The 24,931-nt window shown below is 63.7% G+C and carries 29 protein-coding genes; 10 read left to right on the top strand and 19 right to left on the bottom strand.

Annotated elements, in window-relative coordinates; genetic code table 11:
* Window positions 1-8: 8 nt before the first annotated feature.
* Window positions 9-554, top strand: coding sequence for a sigma-70 family RNA polymerase sigma factor (locus B4393_RS20575; protein ID WP_078335703.1), 546 nt, complete (start codon window positions 9-11; stop codon window positions 552-554).
* Complete coding sequence (locus B4393_RS20570; RefSeq protein ID WP_078335658.1) at window positions 551-1,258, top strand: anti-sigma factor; 708 nt, start codon at window positions 551-553, stop codon at window positions 1,256-1,258. The genes B4393_RS20575 and B4393_RS20570 overlap by 4 nt, the downstream gene beginning before the upstream one ends.
* Window positions 1,259-1,287: 29 nt before the next feature.
* Here B4393_RS20570 and B4393_RS20565 read toward each other — a convergent pair whose 3' ends face one another.
* Window positions 1,288-1,668, bottom strand: coding sequence for a DUF5997 family protein (locus tag B4393_RS20565; RefSeq protein ID WP_078335657.1), 381 nt, complete (start codon window positions 1,666-1,668; stop codon window positions 1,288-1,290).
* Between the two features lie 28 nt (window positions 1,669-1,696).
* Between B4393_RS20565 and B4393_RS20560 the strand changes: the two genes are divergently transcribed.
* Entirely contained in the window at window positions 1,697-2,410 is a 714-nt protein-coding gene (locus B4393_RS20560; protein WP_078335656.1) for a LysR family transcriptional regulator substrate-binding protein, read from the top strand.
* Between the two features lie 21 nt (window positions 2,411-2,431).
* Here the strand turns inward: B4393_RS20560 and B4393_RS20555 are convergent, their stop codons facing one another.
* Complete coding sequence (locus B4393_RS20555) at window positions 2,432-2,836, bottom strand: CDGP domain-containing protein (protein WP_462021631.1); 405 nt, start codon at window positions 2,834-2,836, stop codon at window positions 2,432-2,434.
* 216 nt (window positions 2,837-3,052) lie between these two features.
* Between B4393_RS20555 and B4393_RS20550 the strand changes: the two genes are divergently transcribed.
* Window positions 3,053-3,790 (top strand): maleylpyruvate isomerase family mycothiol-dependent enzyme, encoded by a 738-nt coding sequence (locus B4393_RS20550; RefSeq protein WP_078335654.1) that lies wholly within the window; start codon window positions 3,053-3,055, stop codon window positions 3,788-3,790.
* Here the strand turns inward: B4393_RS20550 and B4393_RS20545 are convergent.
* The 3 genes from B4393_RS20545 to B4393_RS20535 are packed head-to-tail and all read right to left on the bottom strand — an operon-like array spanning window position 3,776 to window position 6,534.
* A complete protein-coding gene (locus B4393_RS20545; RefSeq protein ID WP_078335653.1) occupies window positions 3,776-4,414 on the bottom strand; it encodes a YoaK family protein in 639 nt (212 codons plus the stop codon). The genes B4393_RS20550 and B4393_RS20545 overlap by 15 nt on opposite strands.
* 30 nt (window positions 4,415-4,444) lie before the next feature.
* On the bottom strand, window positions 4,445-5,638 hold the full coding sequence (locus B4393_RS20540; RefSeq protein ID WP_078335652.1) for an NAD(P)/FAD-dependent oxidoreductase: 1,194 nt from the start codon (window positions 5,636-5,638) through the stop codon (window positions 4,445-4,447).
* A gap of 29 nt (window positions 5,639-5,667) precedes the next feature.
* Window positions 5,668-6,534 carry an SDR family oxidoreductase gene (locus B4393_RS20535; RefSeq protein WP_078335651.1) on the bottom strand — a complete coding sequence of 289 codons (867 nt, stop codon included), beginning with the start codon at window positions 6,532-6,534 and terminating at the stop codon, window positions 5,668-5,670.
* A gap of 174 nt (window positions 6,535-6,708) precedes the next feature.
* Between B4393_RS20535 and nrdF the strand changes: the two genes are divergently transcribed.
* Window positions 6,709-7,683, top strand: a complete 975-nt coding sequence (gene nrdF, locus B4393_RS20530; RefSeq protein WP_070938867.1) for a class 1b ribonucleoside-diphosphate reductase subunit beta — start codon at window positions 6,709-6,711, stop codon at window positions 7,681-7,683.
* Between the two features lie 148 nt (window positions 7,684-7,831).
* Window positions 7,832-8,161, top strand: coding sequence for a DUF3349 domain-containing protein (locus B4393_RS20525; RefSeq protein WP_078335650.1), 330 nt, complete (start codon window positions 7,832-7,834; stop codon window positions 8,159-8,161).
* Here B4393_RS20525 and B4393_RS20520 read toward each other — a convergent pair whose 3' ends face one another.
* The 8 genes from B4393_RS20520 to B4393_RS20485 all read right to left on the bottom strand — a co-directional run bounded on the left by B4393_RS20520 (window position 8,162) and on the right by B4393_RS20485 (window position 15,860).
* Entirely contained in the window at window positions 8,162-8,656 is a 495-nt protein-coding gene (locus B4393_RS20520) for a hypothetical protein (protein ID WP_078335649.1), read from the bottom strand. It abuts the gene before it with no gap.
* Between the two features lie 44 nt (window positions 8,657-8,700).
* Window positions 8,701-10,152 carry an LLM class flavin-dependent oxidoreductase gene (locus B4393_RS20515; protein ID WP_078335648.1) on the bottom strand — a complete coding sequence of 484 codons (1,452 nt, stop codon included), beginning with the start codon at window positions 10,150-10,152 and terminating at the stop codon, window positions 8,701-8,703.
* A 56-nt stretch (window positions 10,153-10,208) separates the two neighbouring features.
* Window positions 10,209-11,249 (bottom strand): NAD(P)-dependent alcohol dehydrogenase, encoded by a 1,041-nt coding sequence (locus tag B4393_RS20510; RefSeq protein WP_078335647.1) that lies wholly within the window; start codon window positions 11,247-11,249, stop codon window positions 10,209-10,211.
* 75 nt (window positions 11,250-11,324) lie between these two features.
* Window positions 11,325-13,196, bottom strand: a complete 1,872-nt coding sequence (locus B4393_RS20505) for an ABC transporter ATP-binding protein/permease (RefSeq protein WP_078335646.1) — start codon at window positions 13,194-13,196, stop codon at window positions 11,325-11,327.
* 92 nt (window positions 13,197-13,288) lie between these two features.
* Window positions 13,289-13,765: a nitroreductase family deazaflavin-dependent oxidoreductase gene (locus B4393_RS20500; RefSeq protein ID WP_078335645.1), complete on the bottom strand. Its 477-nt coding sequence runs from the start codon at window positions 13,763-13,765 to the stop codon at window positions 13,289-13,291.
* A complete protein-coding gene (locus B4393_RS20495; protein ID WP_078335644.1) occupies window positions 13,743-14,360 on the bottom strand; it encodes a TetR/AcrR family transcriptional regulator in 618 nt (205 codons plus the stop codon). The genes B4393_RS20500 and B4393_RS20495 overlap by 23 nt, the downstream gene beginning before the upstream one ends.
* Before the next feature lie 61 nt (window positions 14,361-14,421).
* Complete coding sequence (locus B4393_RS20490) at window positions 14,422-15,291, bottom strand: EamA family transporter (protein ID WP_078335643.1); 870 nt, start codon at window positions 15,289-15,291, stop codon at window positions 14,422-14,424.
* Window positions 15,288-15,860 (bottom strand): TetR family transcriptional regulator, encoded by a 573-nt coding sequence (locus tag B4393_RS20485; RefSeq protein WP_078335642.1) that lies wholly within the window; start codon window positions 15,858-15,860, stop codon window positions 15,288-15,290. Before B4393_RS20485 ends, B4393_RS20490 begins: the two co-directional genes overlap by 4 nt.
* A gap of 37 nt (window positions 15,861-15,897) precedes the next feature.
* Here B4393_RS20485 and B4393_RS20480 point away from each other — a divergent pair, with 37 nt between their 5' ends.
* Window positions 15,898-16,314 carry a hypothetical protein gene (locus tag B4393_RS20480; protein WP_078335641.1) on the top strand — a complete coding sequence of 139 codons (417 nt, stop codon included), beginning with the start codon at window positions 15,898-15,900 and terminating at the stop codon, window positions 16,312-16,314.
* 10 nt (window positions 16,315-16,324) lie between these two features.
* On the opposite strand, the gene B4393_RS20475 is transcribed toward B4393_RS20480, so the two are convergent.
* From B4393_RS20475 to B4393_RS20460, 4 genes are all read right to left on the bottom strand, one after another.
* Window positions 16,325-16,798 (bottom strand): SRPBCC family protein, encoded by a 474-nt coding sequence (locus B4393_RS20475; RefSeq protein ID WP_078335640.1) that lies wholly within the window; start codon window positions 16,796-16,798, stop codon window positions 16,325-16,327.
* A 134-nt stretch (window positions 16,799-16,932) separates the two neighbouring features.
* Window positions 16,933-17,445, bottom strand: a complete 513-nt coding sequence (locus B4393_RS20470; protein ID WP_078335639.1) for a nitroreductase/quinone reductase family protein — start codon at window positions 17,443-17,445, stop codon at window positions 16,933-16,935.
* On the bottom strand, window positions 17,442-17,720 hold the full coding sequence (locus tag B4393_RS20465; protein WP_078335638.1) for a YciI family protein: 279 nt from the start codon (window positions 17,718-17,720) through the stop codon (window positions 17,442-17,444). Before B4393_RS20465 ends, B4393_RS20470 begins: the two co-directional genes overlap by 4 nt.
* Window positions 17,721-17,771: 51 nt before the next feature.
* On the bottom strand, window positions 17,772-18,845 hold the full coding sequence (locus B4393_RS20460; protein WP_078335637.1) for an ABC transporter substrate-binding protein: 1,074 nt from the start codon (window positions 18,843-18,845) through the stop codon (window positions 17,772-17,774).
* 170 nt (window positions 18,846-19,015) lie between these two features.
* Here B4393_RS20460 and ctaD point away from each other — a divergent pair, with 170 nt between their 5' ends.
* The gene (ctaD, locus tag B4393_RS20455; RefSeq protein ID WP_070938881.1) at window positions 19,016-20,713 is read left to right on the top strand and encodes an aa3-type cytochrome oxidase subunit I; all 1,698 of its coding nucleotides are present in this window, start codon (window positions 19,016-19,018) and stop codon (window positions 20,711-20,713) included.
* 18 nt (window positions 20,714-20,731) lie between these two features.
* Complete coding sequence (gene serB, locus B4393_RS20450; RefSeq protein ID WP_078335636.1) at window positions 20,732-21,967, top strand: phosphoserine phosphatase SerB; 1,236 nt, start codon at window positions 20,732-20,734, stop codon at window positions 21,965-21,967.
* 25 nt (window positions 21,968-21,992) lie between these two features.
* Here the strand turns inward: serB and yczR are convergent, their stop codons facing one another.
* The gene (yczR, locus tag B4393_RS20445; protein WP_078335635.1) at window positions 21,993-23,441 is read right to left on the bottom strand and encodes a MocR-like transcription factor YczR; all 1,449 of its coding nucleotides are present in this window, start codon (window positions 23,439-23,441) and stop codon (window positions 21,993-21,995) included.
* Between the two features lie 62 nt (window positions 23,442-23,503).
* Here yczR and yczE point away from each other — a divergent pair, with 62 nt between their 5' ends.
* Complete coding sequence (gene yczE / locus B4393_RS20440; protein ID WP_078335634.1) at window positions 23,504-24,193, top strand: membrane protein YczE; 690 nt, start codon at window positions 23,504-23,506, stop codon at window positions 24,191-24,193.
* Here the strand turns inward: yczE and B4393_RS20435 are convergent.
* Entirely contained in the window at window positions 24,175-24,921 is a 747-nt protein-coding gene (locus tag B4393_RS20435) for a helix-turn-helix domain-containing protein (RefSeq protein ID WP_070938884.1), read from the bottom strand. The genes yczE and B4393_RS20435 overlap by 19 nt on opposite strands.
* Window positions 24,922-24,931: the final 10 nt, after the last annotated feature.

Raw genomic sequence — 24,931 nt, 5'->3', positions numbered from 1 at the left:
TCACGGGCGTGCCTGGCGACCTGGATGCCCTGTTGCGCAATGTCGCTGACCGCGATACCGCGGCATTCGCCGCGCTCTACGATCAGACTCGCTCACGCGTCTACGGGCTGGTGCTGCGGGTGCTACGGGACCCTGGCTATAGCGAAGAGACAACGCAAGAGATCTACCTGCAGATCTGGCGTTCAGCCCAAAGTTATGACCCGACCGCCGGATCGCCTCTGGCTTGGATCATGACCTTGGCTCATCGCCGCGCCATCGACCGCGTGCGTTCGGAGCAATCTGCGGCCGACCGCGAGTCACGCTACGGCGCAGCCACTGTCGAGCGTGCCGCCGACGAGGTCACTGAATCGGTGATCCGTAGCGAAGAGCAGCGGCAAGTCACCGAATGCCTCGAAACACTCACTGATGCACAACGCCAATGCCTGCATCTGGCCTACTACGACGGTTTGACTTATAACCAAGTCTCGCAACGGCTTGCCGCGAATCTGGCAACCATAAAATCTCGGATGCGTGACGCGATCAAGGCGCTGCGCCGATGCCTGGGGACACCATGACCGAACCCAACGACCTCATCACCTCCGCCACCCCATACGCACTGCATGCGCTGCCCGATGATGAACGAGACCAGATCGACAGGTGGCTGTCAGTCGGCGCCGCCGAACAAACCCTCTCCTTTACCCAGGAAGTGCGCGCTACACGGGAAACGATGGCGGCCCTGGCGGCAAGCACCGCGGTTGAACCTCCGGCCCGGCTTCGCCCGCGACTGCTCAAGATCGTGGCCCGGGACATCCAAAGAGATTCCGGGGCAATAGATATCAACCGCTGGAGAGCGCCTCTGATTGCTGTGGCGGCCGCCACCGCTATCGGGCTGGCGGCAGCTGGGATCGGCACTATTCTGCGGCCTCCGCCTCCGACCGCGCAGCAGGTCTTCACCGCCACCGACGTACGGACCGTCACTGGTGACATCCCCACCGGCGGTACGGCAACTGTTGTCTATTCGCGGCAGAAGAACACGGCGGTGTTGGTGATGAACAATGTGGCACCACCACAACCCGGCACTGTTTACCAAATGTGGCTGATCGGCGACAGCGGGCCGGAGTCAGCGGGAACCATGGATGCTCAGGCCGTCGCACCGTCGACAACAGCGGTCATACCCCGACTCAACGACTCCACCGCACTGGCATTCACCGTCGAGAAAGGCCAGGGTTCGGCCTCGCCGACGGGCCCGATCATCGCGAAACTGCCGCTGAACCTGTAGCCGACGGGCAGCAGCTGATCTCTAACGGATCAACGGGCCTTGTCCGCCCGCAGCGCCTTCACGCGTCGCTCCTCACGGAGCACGTTCTGATAGCTCTCGCGTTCCGCGACCAGCCACTCGGGCTTCTCCTCGAGCAACTCGTTGATCTGCTCGGTGGTGAGCGGACCATCGACGCCGCCGCGCGCGAGACCGGAGATCGAAACACCAAGCTTGGCTGCCACGAGGTTCTTCGGGTGCGGCCCGTCCTTGCGGAGGTCCTTGAGCCACTGCGGTGGGTCAGCCTGCAGCGCCGCGAGCTCGGCGCGGGTGATCGGGTTCTCCTGGAACTCCGCGGGTGTCGCTTGCAGGTACACGTCCAGCTTTTTCGCCGCGGTGGCGGGTTTCATGGACTGCGCGTTGGGCCTGCTCATGGGTTCAGCTTATCGGTAGCCTGAGGCGGTGACCTCGCCCTCACTCACCCTCGGATACGTCCCGGGTGGGACTCCTGCGAAGTGGGCACGAATCTGGGCCGAGCGTCATCCCAAGGCCCCACTGCAGTTGCGCGCCGTCGCCGCGGCAGATGCCGCCGACGCGCTGCGGGACGGCACCGTGGACGTCGCGTTGCTGCGGCTGCCGGCCGATACATATGGGCTCGCCGTCATCCCTCTCTACGAAGAGATAACGGTGGCAGTGGTGCCCACCGATCACCTGCTCAGTGCCGTCGACACGATCACCGCCGCAGACCTCGATGGCGAACCGGTACTGCTCCCACTCGACGACGTCCTCTTCTGGGTGGGCGCTCCCGGCATTCCGGTCGATCACCGGCCCGAGACCACCGAGGATGCAATAGAACTCGTCGCCGCAGGACTGGGTGCGCTTATCGTTCCGCAGTCACTGGCGCGGCTGTATCACCGCAAGGACCTCACGTACCGTCCAATCGCTGACGCGCCCACATGCCCTGTCGCACTTGCCTTCCCGGAAGGGCGGCAGCCAGCCCCGGTCGACGAGTTCATCGGGATCGTGCGGGGCCGCAAGGCCGATTCATCGCGTGGGCAGACCGAGCCTGCACCGAAGCGCACGGCGCGGGAAAAGACCCTGGCCAAGCAGGCGGCTCGTGCTGCGGCGGGCAAGGTCGCCCGCAAGCCGGGACGGACCGAGCGCGGCCGACGCTGATGCCCGTGGTCGGGTAATCAGCTAGGCATCTTCCGAGACCGGCTCCGGTGGGGCAGGCGTTGGCTCCTTTGGCGCTGGCGGAGCGGGTGCGGGGTCGGGCATGTGTCCTGGCTCGTCGGCGGGCACGGTGTCTGCGCGCAGATCGTAGGTTTCGTCACTGTCGACTCTGTCCGGCACCTGGCCGCCCGGGTAGTAGGTGCAGTCGGTGGTGCCCCAATGGCCGCTGCTGTAGCAGCTGCTGCTTGGGTTGCGATAGTGGGCGGGAATGCCGATGACTTGGCGCCGCATCCACGACCCATCCTTTCGGATTGGCTGGTCGCAGATCTCGCGCTTCAGCGAGCCCAGAAAGCCCCAGGGGACCTGCTCGCAGTTGGGTGGATTCGGCGTTGGCGGTGGGCGCTTGGATAGCGGCAGTTCTGAAGACATTCCTAGCCCGAGCAGAAGGCGTGCACAGCGGACACGGCCGATTTTCATAGGACTCCCCCCGGAGAGTCACAGTAAAAAGACAGGATGAACTTACTGAAAGTAAATCGATTTACAAGTGGTATTTCCAGTATGCGGATCACCAGTTGACCCGCCCACCGATCACGCTGCCCCGCGGCCCATCGGGCCGTCGTTGCCGGGGCGTGATACGACTACGGGATGAGCCCTGACAAATGGCTGGAAGCACTGCGCAAAGGGATGGCGGCCGTCGCTGCGACCCCGCCCGAGTACCTGGACCGTGACGTGCCGTCTTGCCTGGGCTGGACGGCACGTGACGTAGTGGCTCACCTGGGCGGAGTGCATCGCTGGGCGGTGGGAGTCCTTGTCGGGCAAAAGGTTCCATACGCAGACGTCGACCCGGATGCTCCGGCGGGGGAGCGGATCCTCGGTTGGTATTCCGAGCGTGCCGACAAACTTGTCGCTGCATTGACATCGAAGGACATCGATACGCCGACGAAGTCACTGTTCGGTGAGCGGCCGGTGAGGTTCTGGTATCGCAGGCAGGCGCAGGAAGTGGCCGTGCACCGCTGGGACATCGAGCGCGCCTATCGCGGCTGGGATGCTGACCCGATCGACGCGGCGCTGGCCGCGGACGGCATCGCAGAGTGGTCGGAGCTCTTCACGCCCAGGCTCCTCGGGCGTAGTGCCGGCCTCGCGGAGGATCTTCAAGGCGCACGAATACTCCTGCAGGCCAACGATGCCGGTGGTTCCTGGTTGTTGCGTGCCGACGCGGGCGGCATCGGCATCGTGGACGACGATGCCGCACCGGACGCCACGATTACGGCATCCACCTCCGATCTGCTGCTGGCGCTATGGCATCGGGTTTCGTTGTCACGCTTGACGGTCGATGGAGATGCGACCCGCGTCGAGCGGGTGCTGGATCTAGTCCGGATCTAAAACCGCAGGGATCGACCGCTGCACCAGCCATGCGGTGAACGTGGCGATAGCCAAGAGTGCCAAGCCGACCCATAGCGCGTCCAGCCCAATGCGGTGATACGTTGCGGCACCCAACACGGCGCCGACAGTCAACCCGGCCCACAACGTGATGTAACGCAGCCATACCCAGCGGGGTCCACCGAAGAATGCGTCGACCAGCCGCTGCCCGGCCTTGACCACCGTGCCGGTGATGTAGGTGAGCCCAACCTGGACCTCACCGGAGCGCTGGAAAACCGAATTCATGGCGCCCATCGCCAGCGCCGTGACGAGCAGTGCTGCGACACCCGCTCCCATCTCCTGCGTGATCGCCGCCGCCGCAACCGTTGTCGAGGTGACCGATAGCACGACCACACGTTCGTGTTCGCCGCTGACGCGTGAGGCGATGGCGCCGACCATCACGCCGATGAAGAACATGCCGATCAAACCGGCCGCCTTGTACGCGGATTCCCAGTGTTGGGTCGCAGTGGACGCGGCCATCCTGGTCGTATTACCGCTCATGAAGGACAGGAAGTACCCGCCCAGATGCACAAAGCCAATCGCATCGAGAAACCCTGCGACAGTGGACAGCCCAGCGGCGAGCACCATCTCCCGCCGCCGGATGGACCACACCGCGGATCAGTGCTTGTGGCCGGGGCTTTGGGCCCGCTTGTACAAGGTCTTGAGCAGGTTGTCGCGGAACGTCGCGTTGTCCATCAGCTTGATGCCCTTGTCGCACAGCCACGGATTGCCCAGCGCTCGGTGCATGATCCGTCCGCGCCGGTATTCCCGGCCCCAGGCGTCGTTCATCCGCTGCTGGTAGTTGGTGAAGTCCTGCGGGCCGGCGTTCTGCAATGCCGCCACCGCGCATTCGCCTGCGGCCAAGCCGGATTCGAGAGCCTTGGAGATGCCGGCACCACTGACCGGCTTGCCCGCGCCCAGTGCGTCACCGGCGAACAGCACACCCGGGCGCCAGGGCGGCCACGCGGTGAATCCCATGGGCAGGCGCCAGGCGCGCACACCCTTGTTCTTGCGCAGCTCGGCAAGATCGGGCAACTCCCACTCGCGCGGCAGCTTCTTCATATAGGTATCGAGAACCTGTGCGGCGTTGACGTCCTGCCACTTCTTGTAGCTGTTGACGTAGCCGATGCCGATATTGATTCGTCCCGCGCCGAGCGGGAAAACCCAGCCGTACCCGATCAGCGCGTCATTCTTATGGTGCAACCGCAGGTCGATGTCGAGCATGTTGGAGTCTTCGCGGTTGGCCTCCATCTCGGCACGGATCGCAATCGCGGTGTATCCCTTGACCTCCGAGTCGATGTTCATCGCGCGCTTGACGGGGGAGTAGGCACCGTCGGCGACGATCACCGCGTCGGCCGAGATGGTCTCGCGCGATCCATTGGCGGTCTTGACCTCAATGCCCTTGACCAGATTGCCATCGCCGATCGGACCGACTGCCTCGGTGGACTGGCGTACTTCGACGCCCGCGGACTCGGCGTGCTTGAGTAGCAGGGTGTCCAGCTCGGGGCGGCGCACGACATGCCCGTGATCGGGCATGCCGGGACGCTTGGGGAAGGTGAGCTCCCAAACAGTGCCGCTGTCGACGCGCACACCGTCGACGCGATGGAACTGGGCGACCTCATTGGCCAGGCCCATCTTCTGCAGGTAGCTCACCGCGCGGGCGGTCAACCCGTCGCCGCACGGCTTATCCCGCGGGAACTCGGCCTTGTCGACGAGCACCACGCTGGCGCCCGTGCGGGCGGCCTGCCAGGCCGCAGATGACCCGGCCGGGCCCCCGCCGACTACCGCAATGTCGTAGTGCTTCTCGCTCACATATCAAATAGTAAGGGCCGCGAGCGGGTCTATTCGCCGTCGGGTTTGGTCACACCCAGGCTCGAACCGGCACGGTTCTCGTACGCGCTGCGTGCGTTGGTGTCGATATCGAGGAACACGCGGTCGGTTCCGGCCTTCTTACTCATGAATCGGCGCACCGTGGTGGGCAGCGAATTGACGATCGTGGTCACCGCGCCGAGCGGCTTCGGGACCGTGACCTGGACACGCGGCTTCTCGATGATCCGCACCACGGCTGCGGCGATGTCTTCGGGTTCGACGGGTTTCTGCGCACCTGTCGAATCAGTGCCGGCGATCAGTTCGGTGTTGGTAAAGGTCGGCAGTACGGCGCTGACCTGGACTCCTTGCGGTGCGAACTCGTCGCTCAGCGCGCGGGACAGGCCGACCACGCCGAACTTGGATGCGTTGTATACCGCCATGCCGGGTGCCGCCATGAGGCCGGCCACGGATGCGATGTTGACGATCTGGCCGCCACGGCGCGCCACCATCTCGGGAAGCGCCAGGCGACACCCGTTGATGACGCCGTACAGATTGACCTCCAGCATCGAGCGGATCGCGCCGTCGCTCGTGGACAGGAACGGCCCAATCGGCATGACGCCCGCATTGTTGATGAGAACGTCGACCGAGCCGCCGGCGCCGGCAGCCTCCAGGAATCGCTTGAACGAGGCGGGGTCGGTCACGTCCACGGGATGGGCGTCGACGTTTCCTTCTTCCTTGAGGCCCTCGACGGCGGCTGCGAGCGCCTCGACATCACGGTCGCCGATCACCACCCGGGCGCCCCGGCGCAGCAGTGCGGTGGCGGTGGCGTATCCGATCCCGCGTGCGGCACCGGTGATGGCGATAGTTTTCCCGTAGATCTTGTCCCTGGATGAGCCCATGACCACGGACTTTACACGTGTCAAGTTTGCGTCACTGGAGATTCTTGCGATTGGGCTCGACACGCTTAACCACAACACGTTGTGTTGCGCCGTGATGTCTCACCCCAGGGGTAGTGTCTGTGGCACAGTCAGCGAATCCCGCGAATCTGTTTGACGTTCTCCAGGAGTGGTCTCGTGAGTGAAAAACTTAAGCTGGTCAGCCGCGTCTCGGCGATCAACTGGAACCGGGTTCCCGATGAGAAGGATGCCGAGGTCTGGGACAGGCTCACCGGTAACTTCTGGCTGCCCGAAAAGGTGCCGGTGTCCAATGACATACCGTCGTGGAACACCCTCACGGATCACGAAAAGCAGTTGACGATGCGGGTTTTCACGGGCCTGACGCTGCTGGACACCATTCAGGGCACCGTCGGCGCGGTCAGCCTGATCCCCGATGCGATCACTCCGCACGAAGAAGCGGTGTACACCAACATCGCGTTCATGGAGTCGGTGCACGCCAAGAGTTACAGTTCGATCTTCTCGACGCTGTGCTCCACGCGGGACATCGATGACGCGTTCCGCTGGTCGGAGGAGAACCCGAACCTGCAACGCAAGGCCGAGATCGTCATGGAGTACTACCGGGGGGATGAGCCACTCAAGCGCAAGGTTGCCTCGACCTTGCTGGAGAGCTTCCTGTTCTACTCCGGCTTCTACCTTCCGATGTACTGGTCCAGCCGCGCCAAGCTCACCAACACCGCCGACATGATTCGGCTCATCATCCGCGACGAGGCCGTGCACGGGTACTACATCGGCTACAAGTTCCAGCGCGGTCTGGAGCGCGTCGATGAGGCCAAGCGCGCCGAGATCAAGGAATACACGTACGACCTGCTCTACGAGCTGTACGAGAACGAGACCGATTACACCGAAGACCTTTACGACGAGGTCGGCCTCACCGAGGACGTCAAGAAGTTCCTGCGCTACAACGCCAACAAGGCCCTGATGAACCTGGGTTATGAGGCGCTGTTCCCGCGCGAGGAGACCGACGTGAACCCGGCGATCCTGTCGGCGCTGTCACCGAACGCCGACGAGAACCACGACTTCTTCTCCGGGTCCGGTTCCAGCTACGTCATCGGCAAGGCCGTGAACACCGAAGACGAGGACTGGAACTTCTGACGTCCGTTCCTGCTCAACAGGCGCTTAGCGCGCGCAAATCGCAGGTCAGGCGTGCGCTAAGTGTCTGTTCACCGGGTGCAAATGAACGACCGGTGAACTGTGCTCATGTCACCTCGCGCTGTGAACCTGCTGCAGGGACACTATTACCGTGACGAGCACATCGATTATTGGTTCGATTGTTTCCTGGCTGTCTGCGGGATACCCGGAGGGCGTTCCCCCCATTGATCGGTTTCCGCTGCTGGCGCTGCTGCGCCGCACGCTGACCGAGGAGCAGGTCAAGGAAGTCGTCGCCAAGCTGACCGACCCCCAGTCGGCCGCTCAGGTCGATGGTGTGGTGAGCAAGGACGAGATCGAGAAGTTCATCTCGGATGTGACCAAGGACGAGCCGACCACTCAAGACATTTCGCGTGTCGCCTCCCGCCTGGCAGCCGGCGGCTGGCCGCTCGCGGGTGTGGACGCCACCGCACTCAACGCGTAACTAGAACGCCCAGTTGCGTTCTGGGCTCATCACGAATCCGTGTGTCTGGGACGAAGAATCGAGAACACACGCCGTAATCGCCAGTTCCACCACGGCGCAGACGACATCTGCCGTCATCTGGATGGTGTGATTGATAGGCAGTTGCCGTACGCCAGTAGGACTCTCGGCGACCGGGCTGGCGTAGATCGTCGCGGGTAAATCGTCTCTGCGCGCGTAGGTGCTCATATCGAGGATCGCACGATTCGAGCCGACCGTCGTCCCAGCGCATCCCACGCTGTAGTAGGGGTACCGACCGCGCCCGAAACAGACCAGTCCATCGGGTGTGATGAATGAGTATCCGGTGTAACTGCGGTACTGGTCCGCGTCGACGGCGGGCAGACCGCTGAGGTCGGGGAAGCCCGGTGGTGGTTGGGCCGCAGCGCGAGAGGGGCTCGTGGGCATCAGGCACAGCATCGCCGCGCAGGCGATGAGCAGGCGCTGCGCCCCCTTCGTCATGCACGGAAATCTACCCCCGCGGGCAGTGACCGGTACAGGAGTTTCTACCGCCCGGACGTCGGTGCCGGCGCCGTGGACCCCGACGACGACGGCACGGTGGACGGCCGATCGATGATCGTCGACAGCGGGCCACCGATCCGGTACTTGGCGCCCCGATGTTCCTCCGGTAGGCGATCGCCATTGCCCAGCAGCTTGTGCCGCAATGTTCCTGGTGTATAAGAATTTTGATAGGCGCCACGTGCGGTCAGCACCGGTACCACGTACTCGATGAAGTCCTCGAAGGTGCCGGGCGTAATCGCATAGGCCAGATTGAAGCCGTCGACATCGGTTTCCTCCACCCACTCCTGCAGGGTGTCTGCCACCTCGGTGCCGGAGCCGACGACACGTGGTCCCATCCCACCGATCTCGCCCCACTCGGCGATATCACGCACCGTCCATTCCCGGCCATCGGCGGTGGCGGCCTGAAATGCCGCGACCGCCGACAGGATGGCGTTGGAGTCCACGTTTCCGATCGGTTCGTCAAGGCCGTAGCGGGCCAGGTCCACGCCCATCCAGCCGGACATGAACACCAGCGCGCCTTCGGCGCTGCCGTAGCTCAGCAGCTCGCGGTGCTTGGCATGCGCCGCTTCGGAATTCTCTCCGGTGACCACCGTCGTGAGGTTGAATATCTTGGCGGAGTATGGATCTCGTCCGGCAAGCTCCAGTTCGCGACGGATCGTGCTGACCGTCTGGCGCAACAGCTCCTTGGTGGGAGCCGCGGTGAACACCGCCTCGGCATTCTCCGCGGCGAAACGCACCCCGCGCGGCGAGGAGCCGGCCTGATAGATCACCGGAGTGCGTTGCGGTGACGGTTCCACCAGATGCACCCCGGGAACGGTGAAATGCGTTCCCTCGTGGCCGATGTGGTGCACCTTCGCGGGATCGGTGAAGACACCACGCACGGCATCGCGGACGACCGCGTCGTCCTCCCATGAGCCTTCCCACAGCTTGTAGAGCACCTCGAGGTACTCATCGGCGTGGTCGTATCGCGCGTCGTGCGCGGGCTGGTCGGTTTGACCCATATTGCGGGCCGCGGCGGGCAGGTACCCGGTGACCACGTTCCATCCGACCCGCCCGCCGGTGAGGTGGTCGAGGGTGGATAGCCTGCGCGCGAACGGATATGGATGCTCGAATCCGGTACCCGTGGTGACGCCGAAGCCGAGGTGTTCGGTGACCAGCGCCATCGCCGAGACCAAGAGCAGGGGATCGGCGACCGGGATCTGCGCGGCCTGTCGGATGGCCGCCTCATCGCTGGCGTCGTAGATGTCGTAGGTGCCAAGCACATCGGCGATGAACAGTCCGTCGAAACGGCCACGTTCGAGCAGCTCGGCCAGGTTTGTCCAATAGGACAGATCCTTATACCGCCAGGACTGGTCATCGGGGTGCCGCCATAGGCCGGGGGATTGGTGTGCAACGCAATTCATGTCGAACGCGTTGAAACGGATGACGCGTGTCATCCCCTCAGCATCGGCACCCCGACGACATCAGTCACCGGTTGTACTCGGGATGAAACTTACAAAGTGGCGGTGTCGATCACGAAGCGGTACCGCACATCGCTGGCCACCACGCGCTCGTAGGCCTCGTTGATGTACGAGGCATCGATGACCTCGATCTCGGAACCGATGCCATGCTTGGCGCAGAAGTCAAGCATCTCTTGGGTTTCCGGGATACCGCCGATCAACGAACCTGAGATGCTGCGCCTGTTGGTCAGCAACGGAAAGCCGGGGACCTCGATGGGGTGCTCGGGCAGGCCCAGCTCCACCAGGGTGCCGTCGACACCCAGCAGCCCCAGGTACTTGCCCATGTCCAAGTTCGAGGACACGGTGTTGAGGATGAGGTCAAAGCTGTTGCGCAGCGACTTGAAGGTGTCCGGGTCGGCAGTCGCGTAGTAGTGACTGGCGCCCAGGCGCAGACCGTCTTCCATCTTCTTGAGCGACTGGCTCAGCACCGTTACCTCGGCGCCCATGGCCTTACCCAGCTTTACGGCCATGTGGCCGAGGCCGCCGAGTCCGACGACGGCAACGCGCTTGCCCGGGCCTGCGTTCCAGTGCCGCAGCGGCGAGAAGGTGGTGATACCGGCGCACAGCAGCGGGGCTGCTGCGTCCAGGGGAAGGCTGTCGGGGATACGCAGCACGTAGTTCTCGTCGACGACGACCGCCTGGCTGTACCCGCCCTGCGTCTGGGTGCCGTCACGATCCTTGGCGCCATAGGTGCCGACCATGCCGCGCTCGCAAAACTGTTCCAGCCCGGCGACGCAGCTCGGACACTCACGGCAGGAATTGACGAAGCAGCCGACGCCGGCGTGATCGCCCGGCTTGAACTTGGTTACCTCGGAGCCGACCTCGGTGACGACACCGGCAATCTCGTGACCAGGGACGATGGGGTAGTTGGCGCGGCCCCATTCGTCGCGGACGGTGTGGATATCGGAGTGACAGATACCGGCGAACTTGATGTCGATGAAGACATCGTGCGGACCGACCTCACGGCGCTCGATCGTGGTGGGAACCAAAGGGTCCTTACCGGATGTCGCGGCATAAGCCGACACGGTGACCATATATGCATCCTTTTGCGATAGTTAACGAAGCTACCGATTCAAAGCCTACTCGGCCCGGCTTATTCCCGCGCCGGCTCATAGCGGTGACAGAGACCACTGACCTTCGGCCTCCAGCACCAGCTTCTGATCATGGTGCTGATCGATGGTGCTGCGGTGGCCGACGCTGATGAGTGTGCAGTTGGGCACTTCGGTGCGCAGGAGGCTGTAGAGCGCGAATTCCAGGCCCTCGTCCAGTGAGGATGTCGACTCGTCCATGAACACCGCCTTGGGCTTGATGAGCAGGATGCGCGCGAACGCGACACGCTGCTGCTCGCCGGGGGACAGCACCTTGGCCCAGTCGGATTCCTCGTCGAGCCGGTCGGACAAATGACCGAGTGCCACCTTGTCGAGAGTGGCGCGCAGTTCGTCGTCGGCGAACGTTCCGGACGGCGCCGGGTAGCTCACCGCGGCACGCAGATCGCCCAACGGCAGGTAGGGCATCTGCGATAAGAACAGCGTCTCGTATTCGCCGCCGGGGCGGGTCCAGTCGCCGTCGGTGTACGGCCACAGTCCGGCCAGTGAGCGCAGCAGTGTGGTCTTGCCGCCGCCCGACGGGCCCTTGATCAGCAGTGCGTCGCCCGCGGTGAGGCTGAGGTTGAGGTCGTCGATCAGACTGTCGCCGTTGGGCTTACGGACATAGATGTTGTGCAGTGTGACGCCGTCTTCCTGGTCGCCGGGCTCGAGCATCGGCAGTTCGCGTGACTGTGCGTCCGCTTGCAACAGCCCGTCCAGACGCATGACGGTGGCGCGATACGCGGCAAAGTTGTCATAGGCATTTCGGAAGAACGACAGAGAGGTTTGCAGTTGGGCGGATGCGCTGGCGCTCTGGCTCACGTCACCGTAGGTGATCTGCCCCGCGATCAGCCGCGGCACCTGCAACACGGAGTTGAAAACCGCCGCGGTTTGTGACACCGCAAAGTTCCAGCCGGTGAAACCCATGCTCCGATACACCAGCTGCCAGAAGTTGCCGATGATCGCGTCGAAACGGCCCTTGAGTTGCTTGGACTCGGCCTTTTCGCCGCGGTAGAAGGCGACGCTTTCCGAGGTGTCGCGCAGGCGTACCAGTGCGTAGCGGAACATGGCGTTGAGGCGTTCGTTGAGGAAGTACCTGCGGATCAGTGGGCGGCCGATCCGGAAGGCGATCAACGTGGTCACGATCACGTAGATATAGGTAAGAAACACCAGCGCTCGGGGCATTTCAAATCCGAAGATATTCAGCGGACCCGACAGATCCCACAGGATGATGGTGAACGACGGCAGCGAGATGCAAGCGTTGACGGCGCCGAATGCGAGATGCAGCGACGAGCTCTGCAAAGCCTCCGGCGCGCTCGACATGGCGACGAAATTGTTGATATCAGCCTGAATTCGCTGATCCGGGTTGTCGATGGTGTTGTCGATGAATCGCGATCGGTAGAACGCCCGCTTCGACAGCCAGTCCACGGAGATACGGTCGGTGAGCCACACGCGCCACCGAATGATGAACGCCTGCAACAGATAGAGGTCAGTTACGACGACCGCGATGTTGATACCTGCCAAAAGGCAGAACCGCCGGATATTGAGCCAGAAGAATGCCTTCGCGTCCGGCATACCCTGGCCATCGCGCGCCAGCGCCTGGACGATGTACTGAATCGACGCCGACATGTCGTTGTAGTAATAGGTGAATACCACCGACAGGCGAACATTGACCACCACGGAGAGCAGCACGAGCCCCAGCAGAACCAAGCCGCCCCGCCCCGCGCGGGTGGTGAAGTACTGGCCTGTGATGCGCCAGAATTGGCGTCCCCACTGGGTGAACTGAATGATCAAGAAGGCGATGGTCACGAAGACCGCCGCGGTGAGCGGCCAGACCCAACCGATCCATACCAGCGATCGCCATAGCTCGGTTCCCCAGTCGGTCGCTGTCTTCATCGATCAATGCCCTCCGCATCCGTCACTATCCAGTTGTTCGCGGAGTGTACGGGCACAGACTGAGCACGTCCTGGCAAGCGCGAAGAGCCCCGCTAGGCGACGGGTACGAACCTTACGAAGGGAATGGCCCGGCCGACCTCGCGAAAGTCCTCCGCGGAGCCGTCGACCTCAAAACCCATCAGGCGGCTTAGTTGCCGTGCCGAACGCGGGCGTTTCATCGCGTAGTGCGCCATGAGGTCACCGCCCTCTTCGGTGGATAGCGTGATCGCCCGTGCCCGGCGGACCCGGTTGCCGACTTGAACGGTGACCTCGGGTGTCTTGCGAACATTCTTGTACCAGTCGGCCGCCGCGCCGAAGCCCGATGCCGCGATGATGCTGCCGTCGTCACGGTGTTCGATCACCTCAAGCGCGGCCTGCCGGGGCTGACCGGAAGCCCGGCCGATATGGGTCAGCAGCATGATCCGCTTGCCCAGCAGAAATCCGAGGTGGGCCCGGAAGAGCCCGATGGGCAGGCGCCACAGCAGGCGCTGGAATCCGGTTGGCGGATTAGGCTTTTGGAGCTTCTTCATGAGTTACCTCCTCGTCTAGCAGGCTTTTGAGTAGTGAAAATGCCTCGGCGGTCTCGATATTGGGATCAACAGAGTGGTGTAGCACCAGGCCGTCCATGAACGCGATGATCAGTGTCGCCATCCCGGCGGCTCGGCGGCGGGACCAGTCGGGGTGCCGCAGCCGGATGTGGTCGGCGATCTCGGCGCGCAGCTCTTTGAGTTTTGCGCCGAGCACGGCACCCAAAGCGGGCTCGCGGGTGGCGCCGGCGATGAGTTCCACCGCCAGCCGCATCGCGTTCTCGTCACCGGCGGTTTGGGGGAGTGCGTCGCGCATCGCGTCCAGGGCGGTACGGGTATCGGGTGAGTCCAGGAAGGTGGTTACCAGCGGGCTGATGACCAGCTCGCACGCGTGCCGGGTCACCGCGGCATGCAGTCCGGGAAGGCCCCCGAAGTGGTAGTGGATCAGGCCCGGGTTGGTCCCTGCCCGGGTGGCCACGGCGCGGGTGGTGATCGCGGGCCAACCGCCCTCGCCGAGCAACTCGATACCGGCATGGACCAACTGCTCACGGCGGCGATCACCCCGTGCCGATATTGGTCGATCGGCCAAGTTGGTCATATGGCCAAATTACCATCACCGTTCGCCGGGGCTGAACGCCGCTGTGCGCACTCGACGAGAATCAGGCGGTACCGGTCACGCTTGGCGGTGAGTCCCGGCGCGCGGCGACGGCCACCACGATCGCGAGGATGCCGAGTAGCTCTGGTGTGCTGGGAATCTGGTGCAGGACGAGTACGCCGATCGCGGTTGCCGAGAGCGGTAGGAGCGCCAGCAACACTGCGAAGTAGCTTCGGCCGGCACGTCGCAGGATCACCTGGTCGAGCCCGTACGGGATGACATTGGACAGCAGGCCCATCAGTAATCCGAGTACGAGGATGTGGGCGATCGGAATGTCCGCACGCGCGCCGGCGATTCCATAGGCCAGGACCGGTGCGGTCACGATCATGCCGACGGTGAAACCGACCGCCAGAGATTCGGCCGGATTGCCTTGTAGTGCAACGCGTTTTCCCAGAACTATGTACCCGGCCCAGAACAGTGCGGCGAGCAATGCGAATGCCATTCCCGCGGGTTCGGCGGCGAGCTGCACATCGGCGATCAGGAGCACCCCGATGAGCGCCGCGAGCACCGAGAATCCTTCTCGGACAGAGCGAGAACCGATCGCCGCGACCGTGATGGGCCCCAGGAACTCGATCGCCACCGCGGTACCGAGCGGCAGTCGATCGATGGCCAGGTAGAACGCCATGTTCATCAGCGCGGTGACCACCCCGAAGCCGCCCGCCCACCACAGGGCGCGGCCCCGCCAGGCCGCGCGCCGAGGACGGGCGATGGCGAGGAAAACCAGTGCCGCACCGCATATCCGCAGCCAGGCCACGCTTGCCGGATCGAGCCATCGGAACAGGCTGACTCCGGCAGCCGCACCGATGTACATGGATGTTCCGCTGATGAGCATGAGCGCGGGTGCGAGGAGCCGGTGGCGACCGCGTTCAGTCATCGTGATGCCAACAGCGCGCGGACCGCCTCTGCCAGATCTTCTTCGAGCCATCCGGGCAACGCGGGCATGTGGCGACGTACTGCGGCATACGGCAGGTCCACCACGGCACGCATGAGCCGGTCGCGTGATCGCGCGTCATCGCGGCGGTAGATGGTTCGCGTCAGATCCTGCATGGCGGTGAACAACGGTGCGTTCAGCTTGTCGAGGGTGGAACTCGCTTCGGCGCCAAGGATGTCGGCACTACGCAGGGAGAGCAGCAATCGGGCGTCATCGGGATGGGCGCGCGCGAATGCGGGCACCGAAAGCGCCAGTGCCACGGCGATTTCAGTCGGGTCTTCGCCGGAATATAGTGCGCCAATGGCGTGCTCGTGAAAACGTTCGACCGCGCGCAGCCATGTTGCCGACATGATCGCCTCGCGATTACCGAAACGGTGGTTCAGTGTTCCGGGCGGTGCACCAGAGGCACCGGCAATGGCTGCGATGGTTGCGGCGCGAGGGCCGCCATCGAGCAGCAGCGACCGCACCGCGTCGAGAATGGCATCGCTGGTGTGTTTTCGTTCGGGCGCCATCTGGAATATTCGTCCTAGTTCTGGTAGACCATAAGATATGGAACATCTATCCTATATTGACGAGCATGCGATCCGCATCGACGCGCCGCGGGGCCGGGTGTGGGAGGGTCTGCAGGGCTACGTCGACGCGTTTTTGAGATCCGCTGAGCACAGTGCGCTCGGCGGGTTGCTGGGTGCGCATCCGCGCGCGGGGTTTGCAGTCGACGGTGTGGAGCCCGAACATCGGCTGAGTTTGGCTGGACAGCATCGTTTTTCGCGATATGAGCTGGTGTTCGAGCTTGGTGAAACCCGTGACGGCAGTACCCAGCTGCGTGCGCAGACCTATGCGGACTTTCCGGGGCTGCGTGGTCGGCTCTATCGGGCGCTCGTGATCGGCACGCGCGGACATGTGTTGGCGACCAATCACATCTTGCGCTCGGTGAAGCGCCAGACCGTGGGCTCACGCCAGCGCTGAACCCGACTCGCTACGAATATAATTCGCGCCGAGCCGATTCCGCGGCGAGGGCCCGCTGGAAGCTCCGGACAAATCCGACCTGAGTCTTCTTGAGCTGTCGCTCCAGCAGTCCCGGTAGTCGGATCTTGAGATCGAGGGAGATATCCGCGGTCAGCCGGGATTGGGGCTCATCGGGTACGACGGTGAATCGGCTGACGTTGTGGCGCAGTGTTCTGCTTTCCACCAGCGTTAGTCGGCACCCGTCGGGAAACCACTGGTACTCGGTCAAGGAATCGTCGGCGATTCCGAGTGTGGAACTCACCGTTCGCACCAGTCGCGGGGAGCCGTCGTCAAACGACTCGACGACGGTCATGGTGCTGGTGACTGGCGGCCATGCCGGTAGATGCGGGCGAAGCCAACCGTCGACGGATTCGACGTCCTTGAGTACCTCGAGGATGGTCTCCGGCCGTGCGGCGACGGCGATGTCGATGCGTTCCTGGATCACGTTCCATCCTTCCGCAGGCTGCGGAGAACATTAGCCCAGAAGCGGGGGAATTGAGGCACTTATGCAATTTTTGACGTGAAATACCAGTTCAAGACTGGTACCAGGGGTACGGATACTGCTCGTAACGGATAGCTTTAAGCGGTGCGCTCCAGGGCGAAAACCCTGATCTCCCGACCGGTGCGGCCCTTGTAGGCCGAGTACACCTCCAGCATCGCCTCGAAACGCCGGTAGTAGTCGTCGCGCTCGGGGCCCTCGAGGAGGGTTGCGACCACATCGATGGTTTGGCCGGCCAGCGTCACCTTGGCGCGGGGATTGGCCAACAGGTTCGTGGTCCATGCCGGGTGCTTTTCTTGGCCGAAGTTACTGCCGACCAGAGCGATTCGATCCCCATCGTGAAGGTATAGCAGGGGAGACACCCGGGGCTGGCCCGATTTGCGACCCGTCGTGGTGAGTAGCAATGTCGACAATCCCAACGGGCCCAACACGGTGTACCGGCTGCCCGTGCGCTCCATCACCGCACGGTCCAGCGGGGTCAGCTTGCGAATCGCCCACGAACCCGGCTTGGTGGCCGCGAACTTGGCGGCGATCCGGGACAGCGTGCTGTCGGGGTTGCCCCAACGATTCTCGGGAAAACCCCTGTCGCTCATGGGATTACCTCCGACTTGCGGCCCGCGTTGAAGCCGGTTCGGGTGTACTCGGCGACCCCGGCCGCGGTGTATGGATCGGCGGCGATCAGGGCCTCGGCCTGCTCGGCGCTGATGTCACCGGTGATCAGAATGCCGCCGGTGCCAGCCTCGTTGCGGCCGCTGATCAGCAAGGTGCCTGCCGCGATCTCTCCGTCGAGCCACTCCAGATGTGCGGGGCGGACACCGTCCACGACATCGATCGGTTGGGTGTAGGTCAGCTGCAGTACGTGGTACATGCCGGGAGCGTAGCGCCTGGGGCGGCGGGCAGGAGTAGTGCGCCCGGTGATCTAGTTGATGGGCGCGTTGACCCACTGCAAGTCGTCGAGAATCGCGCGCGCCGCGACGATTCCGTCCCCGGTCTGCCAGATCTCGTTGTTGACCGCGAACACCCGGTTGTCGTGTGTGGCGCCGAGCGCCATCCAGGGCTTGGTCCCGAAAATCCGCGCGGCGCGATCCTTGGCCGACGGGCTGGTGAACGAGACGTAGACGATGTCGCCGTCGGCCGCCGTGAAGTCCTCGGTGCTGATCTCTACGAACGGGGTATCGGTAAACCGTTGGGTGGCAGGGCGATCCAGTCCCACGGTGGCAAGCACCGACGCGGGGAAGTTGTTGGCGCCGTACACCCGCACCGTCTGATCGGTGAACTGGACAATCGAGGCCTGGAAATGGGCGGCGTCGTTCTCGCGTCCCACCTTTTTGGCGGCGTCGAGGAACCCGGCCCAGAGCTTGTCGGTGTCGGCGGTTCGCCTGGTGGCCTTGCCCACCAAGCGAACGTGCTCGGCAAGGTCGTGTCCCGACACGATCACGGTGGGTGCGATGGCACTCAGGTCGAGGTAGGAATTCTGATCACCGGCCGAACTCAGGATCAGGTCGGGCTTGGCGGCCCCGATCTTGGCCAGATCCGGGGATGCCATAGGGCCGATCGGGGGCAGGTTGTGGACCGTGGTGCCCAGGTAGGACGGGGGAGTAGTGGCGCGGTCCGCCAGTCCCACGCCGACAATCCGGTCTTGCAATCCCAACGCGCACAGCGTGTCGATCGCTCCGGCATCCAGCACCACGATGCGTTTGGCATCCTCGGGAACTTCGGTCTCGCCCTGGGCATGGCGTACCTCGCGCGGTGCGGACGGGTCGACAGCCGCGGCATCCTTCGCGCAGGACTCGTCGGGCTTACGCGCATTACCCAGCACTCCCGCGCCGGCGATCTTCGTCGTGCTGGTGGCCAGGGTGCTCGGGGTCTCATTGGTGGGTTTCTCGGTACAGCTCGCCACCGTCACCGAAAGGAGTGCTGCCAACGTGGCTGCGGCCCCCTTGAGCCTCACTGTCTGCACCCGTCTGAACTTACCGGGCGGGGTCGCGAACACGCGGGTAGGACCGCGAAAGGGCCCGGTGACCACGTTCGGATGGATCAGAATCGGCCCCAAGTACGACTCTGTGTAGGACCCGCTCCGCGATCGGGGGTGACGCGGGCTAGGATTCACGGCAGACATGCAGTCACTAGATCGACTGCGCGCTACAAGGAAACGGAGGAGCCGTGACCGCCGAAGCACCCCCGATTGGTGGATTGCAGGCCAGCCGCCCGTTCCCGCCCCGTATGGGCGCACGGGGCACGCTGATCTATCGCTTGCTCACGACCACCGATCACAAGTTGATCGGCATCATGTACCTGGTCGCCTGCTTCGCGTTCTTCCTCATTGGTGGCTTGATGGCGCTGTTCATGCGCGCCGAGCTCGCCGTGCCGGGGTTGCAGTTCCTGTCCAACGAGCAGTTCAACCAGCTGTTCACCATGCACGGCACTGTGATGCTGCTCTTCTACGCGACGCCCATCGTGTTCGGCTTCGCGAACGTGGTGTTGCCGCTGCAGATCGGCGCCCCGGACGTCGCCTTCCCGCGTCTGAACGCTTTCTCCTTCTGGCTCTTCCTGTTCGGTGCCCTGATCGGTATCGCCGGCTTCATCACTCCCGGTGGTGCCGCCGACTTCGGCTGGACCGCCTACACCCCGCTGACCGATGCCATCCACTCACCGGGTGCCGGCGCCGACTTGTGGATCATGGGCCTGGCCGTCGGTGGTCTGGGCACCATCCTGGGTGCCGTCAACATGATCACCACGGTCGTGTGTATGCGTGCCCCCGGTATGACGATGTTCCGGATGCCGATCTTCACCTGGAACATCCTGGTGACCAGCGTGCTGGTGCTGCTGGCCTTCCCGCTGCTGACCGCCGCGCTGTTCGGCCTGGCCGCCGACCGCCACCTGGGCGCCCACGTCTTCGACCCCGCCAACGGTGGTGTTCTGCTGTGGCAGCACTTGTTCTGGTTCTTCGGACACCCCGAGGTGTACATCATCGCGCTGCCGTTCTTCGGCATCGTCTCGGAGATCTTCCCGGTGTTCAGCCGCAAGCCGATCTTCGGCTACACCACGCTGATCTACGCGACGCTGGGTATCGCGGCGCTGTCCATCGCGGTGTGGGCGCACCACATGTATGCCACCGGCGCCGTGTTGCTGCCGTTCTTCTCCTTCATGACGTTCCTGATCGCGGTTCCGACCGGTATCAAGTTCTTCAACTGGATCGGCACCATGTGGAAGGGGCAGTTGACCTTCGAGACCCCGATGATCTTCTCGGTGGGCTTCCTGGTCACCTTCCTCTTCGGTGGTCTGACCGGCGTACTGCTGGCCATGCCCCCGGTCGACTTCCACGTCACCGACTCGTACTTCGTGATCGCGCACTTCCACTATGTGCTCTTCGGCACCATCGTGTTCGCGACCTACGCCGGTATCTACTTCTGGTTCCCGAAGATGACGGGCCGGCTGCTCGACGAGCGCCTCGGCAAGTTCCACTTCTGGCTCACCTTCATCGGCTTCCACTCCACGTTCCTGGTGCAGCACTGGCTGGGCAACCAGGGCATGCCGCGTCGGTACGCGGACTACCTGCCCACCGACGGCTTCACCTTCCTGAACTCGTTCTCGACGGTGGGTGCCTTCATCCTGGGTGCCTCGACGCTGCCGTTCCTGTGGAACGTCTTCAAGAGCTACCGCTACGGCGAAGTCGTCACGGTCGATGACCCGTGGGGCTACGGCAACTCCCTGGAGTGGGCCACCAGCTGCCCGCCGCCGCGGCACAACTTCTCTGAGCTGCCCCGGATCCGTTCGGAGCGCCCGGCGTTCGAGCTGCACTACCCACACATGTCCGAACGCATGCGTGCCGAGGCGCACGTGGGTGGCGGTCACAAATAACGGCCGCGATACTCAGCTGTGAGTGATCGCGTCACGGTTCTTGTCACCGTCACCGGGGCCGATAAGCCCGGTGTCACCTCGGTGCTCATGGCGGTGTTGTCCCGCCACGGTGTCGAGCTGCTGAATGTCGAACAGGTCGTCATCCGCGGCAAGTTGACGCTCGGTGTGCTGGTCAAGGCGCAGGGCCGCAGCGAGGCAATCGAAGCGCTGCAAGACGAACTCGAAGAGGCCATGCACACCCTCGGGTTCAATGTCGACGTCGAATTCGGCGGGGACAGCTCGGTGATCAAGGACCCCTCGACGCACACCATCGTGGTGCTCGGTCGGCCGGTGACTGCGCGCGCCTTTGCCGCGGTGGCTCGGGAGTTGGCCACTCTGGGGATCAATATCGACCTGATCCGTGGCATCGCCGACTACCCGGTGACGGGCTTGGAACTGCGAGTTACCGTCCCGCAGGACCAGCTCACCGATGTCGATCTGCACACCGCCATGGCCCAGGTGGCTGTTGACGAGCCGGTGGATATCGCGGTCGAACACAGCAGTCTGGACCGGCGCGCCAAGCGGCTCATCGTGTTCGACGTGGACTCGACCCTGATCCAGGGCGAGGTCATTGAGATGCTGGCCGATCGGGCCGGGGCACGTGAACAGGTCGCCGCCATCACCGAGGCCGCCATGCGCGGAGAACTGGACTTCGCCGAATCGCTGCATCAGCGAGTGGCCACTTTGGCCGGGCTCCCCGAATCGGTGCTTGATGAAGTCGCCGATGAGTTGGTGCTCACCCCGGGTGCCCGCACCACCATCCGGACCTTGCGTCGGCTGGGCTACTCGTGCGGTGTGGTCTCGGGTGGATTCCGGCAGGTGATCGATCCACTGGCCCACGAACTGGCTCTCGACTTCGTGGCTGCCAATGTGTTGGAGATCGTGGACGGCAAGCTCACCGGCCGGGTGATCGGGGAGGTCGTGGATCGTCCTGGTAAGGCCAAGGCGCTGCGCCAGTTTGCCTATGAGGCCGGCGTTCCGCTGGCGCAGACTGTCGCCGTCGGAGACGGTGCGAACGATATCGACATGCTTTCCGCGGCAGGACTCGGTGTGGCCTTTAATGCCAAACCGGCACTGCGGAAGGTGGCCGACGCCTCGGTAAGCCAGCCATATCTGGACGTGGTGCTGTTCATCCTCGGCATCACTCGCGCCGAGATCGAGGCCGCCGATGCCGTCGACGGTGGCGTGCGCCGCGTCAACATCCCCGACAACTGACCGCCCGGCGCGAGCGGGTCAGCCGCTAGCCCACCATCGTCGAATCGGTAAGCGGCAGAGCGCCGGTCACGGTGCGCCAGGCTTGAGCCAGTAACTCCACGCCGCGCAGTAACTCATCGTCATGTTGTGTGAACGGCACCCGCACAAAGCGTTCCAGCGACCCACCCACCCCAAATCGTGGGCCGGCGGCGATACGGACACCGAGGCGTGCGGCCGCGGCGGCAAGCGCGGTGCTCATCGGGGCCGGCAGCCGGGCCCAGATACATAGGCCGCCTTCGGCTTCCTGTAGCTCCCAGTCGGGGAGCCGACGGTGCAGCTCGGCCACCACCAGCGCGCGGCGCGCACGAAGAGTTCCACGCTGTAAGGCTTCCACCTCGTCCGCACGTTCCAAGAGCTCGGCGGCGGCCAGCTGTTCAAGGATCGGGGTTCCCGTGTCCATGGCCGCACGCGCCGCGGCGAGCCGGGCGATGGTGGTGCGGTCGGCGCGAACCCAGCCGACCCGCATGCCGCCCCAGAAGGACTTCGACATCGATCCGATGGTGACCACCAGATCGGGACGGGATACTAGCGAGGCCATCGGCGCGGGCGTCGGCGTCTCATGCCAGACCCCGACGAGGGACTCGTCCACAACCGTGCGGGTCCTGGTCTGGGAGATGATGTCGGCCAAAGCCTTTCGCTGCGCCAGCGGCATCGTCAGGCCGGTGGGATTGTGGTTGTCCAGCACCAAGTAGGCGAGATTTGGGGCCGTCTGTCGAATGGTGGTCTCCATGCCCGCCATGTCCCAGCCCGATTTACGCTCGTGCGTATGCATCGGTACGGGAACCGGACGTGCACCCCGTTGGGCGATTGCGTCCAGCGCGCCGTGGTAACTCGGCTGCTCTACCAGAACCCTGTCACCGGGATCCACGAAGGCGCCGAGAAGTAGTGCGATGGCCTGTTGGGCGCCGCAGGTCACCATGATCTGGTCCTCGGTCGTGGGCAGTCCGCGTCGTGTGAACTGCGCAGCGATCCGGGGGCGCAGCTCCGGAATACCCACCAATTCATGACCTATTCCCCGAAGATGCGCGGGCAGTTTAGTCAACGCCACCTGGTAGGCGTCAAGCACTGCCGCAGCTGGCGCAGCCGTGGCGGCATTTTGCAGATCAACCATGGGTCCTGTCAATCCCGTTGTGGCCGAATGTGATCGGTCAGGACCGGGGAGGGCGGTGGTGCTGCGTGCGCCCTGGCGGCCGCGCAGGTATCCGTTCTCACGCAGTTCGGCGTAGGCGGTCGTCACGGTGGTACGGCTGACATGAAGGGCGCTCGATAGTGCTCGTTCGCTGGGGATACGGGCGCCTAAGGGCAGCCGCCCGTCGATGACCAGAAGCCTGATCGCGTCCGCCAGGGCTCCATAGGCGGGACCCGCGGAGCCGGCGGTGCGCCATTGGCCGAGGTGACGGGCCAGGGTTTCGGCAGTAACCACGCGATCAGGCATAAAAGCCAGTGTGGCTCAACTGGCTATTGAATGACAAGCCAGTTGGCCGGGAAAATTGTGTCGTGACCGGGAAATGGATTGGTTGGAGTGCGCGCGGCACCGCGCTGCTGGTGGGTCTGTATCTATACGGGGTGTCGATGGCGCTCATGGTGCGCGCCGGGCTGGGCTTGGATCCGTGGGATGTGTTCCATCAGGGATTGTCGATGCGCACCGGAATGAGCATCGGGCTCGCCTCGGCGGTGACCGGGGTCGTGGTGCTTCTCATGTGGATCCCATTGCGCAACAAGCCTGGTATCGGGACCGTCGCCAACATCATCGTCCTTGCGATCGCCGTCGATACCACCCTTGCCTGGCTACCGGAGTCGCCGTCGATGGCGATCCGGGTGTCGTTCCTTATCGGCGGTGTCGCGCTCAATGCCGTCGCGACCGTGCTCTACGTCGGCGCGGGGCTCGGTCCGGGGCCTCGCGATGGACTGACAACTGGACTGGTGCATCGCACCGGTCGATCCGTGCGGCTGATCAGGACCGTCATCGAGCTGCTTGCGGTGGGGACGGGGTGGCTGCTCGGCGGGAACGTGGGCGTCGGAACCGTGCTCTACGCGTTGGGTATCGGGCCGCTCATCCAGCTCGTACTGAGGCTGGTGCCGCGGCGGCTGCTGGCCGTCAGCGGCTGGGGTTCGGTGTTGAATACGCAGCGCGATGCCGAGTCACGCTCCGCGCCGGTGGATTCGCCTCAGGGCGTCGCTGCCTGATTGCGCCGGTCGAACGACTCCGCCTCGGTGAGCAGTTGATCGCTGATGGTCGGCGGCAGCTCGAGCAGTTTTGATGTCAGCTCGGCCAGCGCCGGGTTCTGGGCCAGTTCGAGTGCCGCCAGATCTGCCTCAAGCTTGTCGGCGTAGCCACTATCGATGAAGTAACGGACATCGATCCGAAAGGCGTGGGCGATGCTTTCCAGCGCCTGCAGCGAAGGCCGCCCGCGCTGCCCGTTCCGCAACTGTGACAGATAGGGCGCCGAGACCACGGTGCCCCCGGTTCGCATAAATACTAGAAATTCGCTGTTCGAATATGGCCCGCGTCCGGGCGAGTGCAGTACCGCGAAGACCCGGTTAAGCCTGGATACGAACTCCTCCTGGGATCGCGAATCCTTGAAGGGATGGAGCGTATTGCGGTTGCTCTCTACCGAGAAATCAAGTTTTGAAGTGCTGCTATCGGTGTCTTGATCCAGTCCTCTTATTCGCCGATTGGCATCGATCAAGCGTCCCAGCGCTGTGGTATCGCGTCGCAACTGGGAGTGAAACGCATCAACTCGGCGACGCCATACCTTGAGGTCATCCCATATCCACGATCGATCTTCGCCATCAGATGCACGTTGCTGAATATTAGTTGCCTCGGCATCGAGCTGAGCGATGAGTCGATGGTTAGCAAGCCCGATGCTCTGCACCGTGTCCAGGTAGGGATCCGGATCGAAATCGTTTGTCATGTGGTTGCCT

Origin of the sequence: Mycobacteroides franklinii (genome assembly GCF_002013895.1) — a bacterium.
Taxonomy (GTDB): domain Bacteria; phylum Actinomycetota; class Actinomycetes; order Mycobacteriales; family Mycobacteriaceae; genus Mycobacterium; species Mycobacterium franklinii.
Note: the sequence above shows the minus strand (reverse complement) of the source record. Positions and strands in the feature narration are given on the sequence as shown.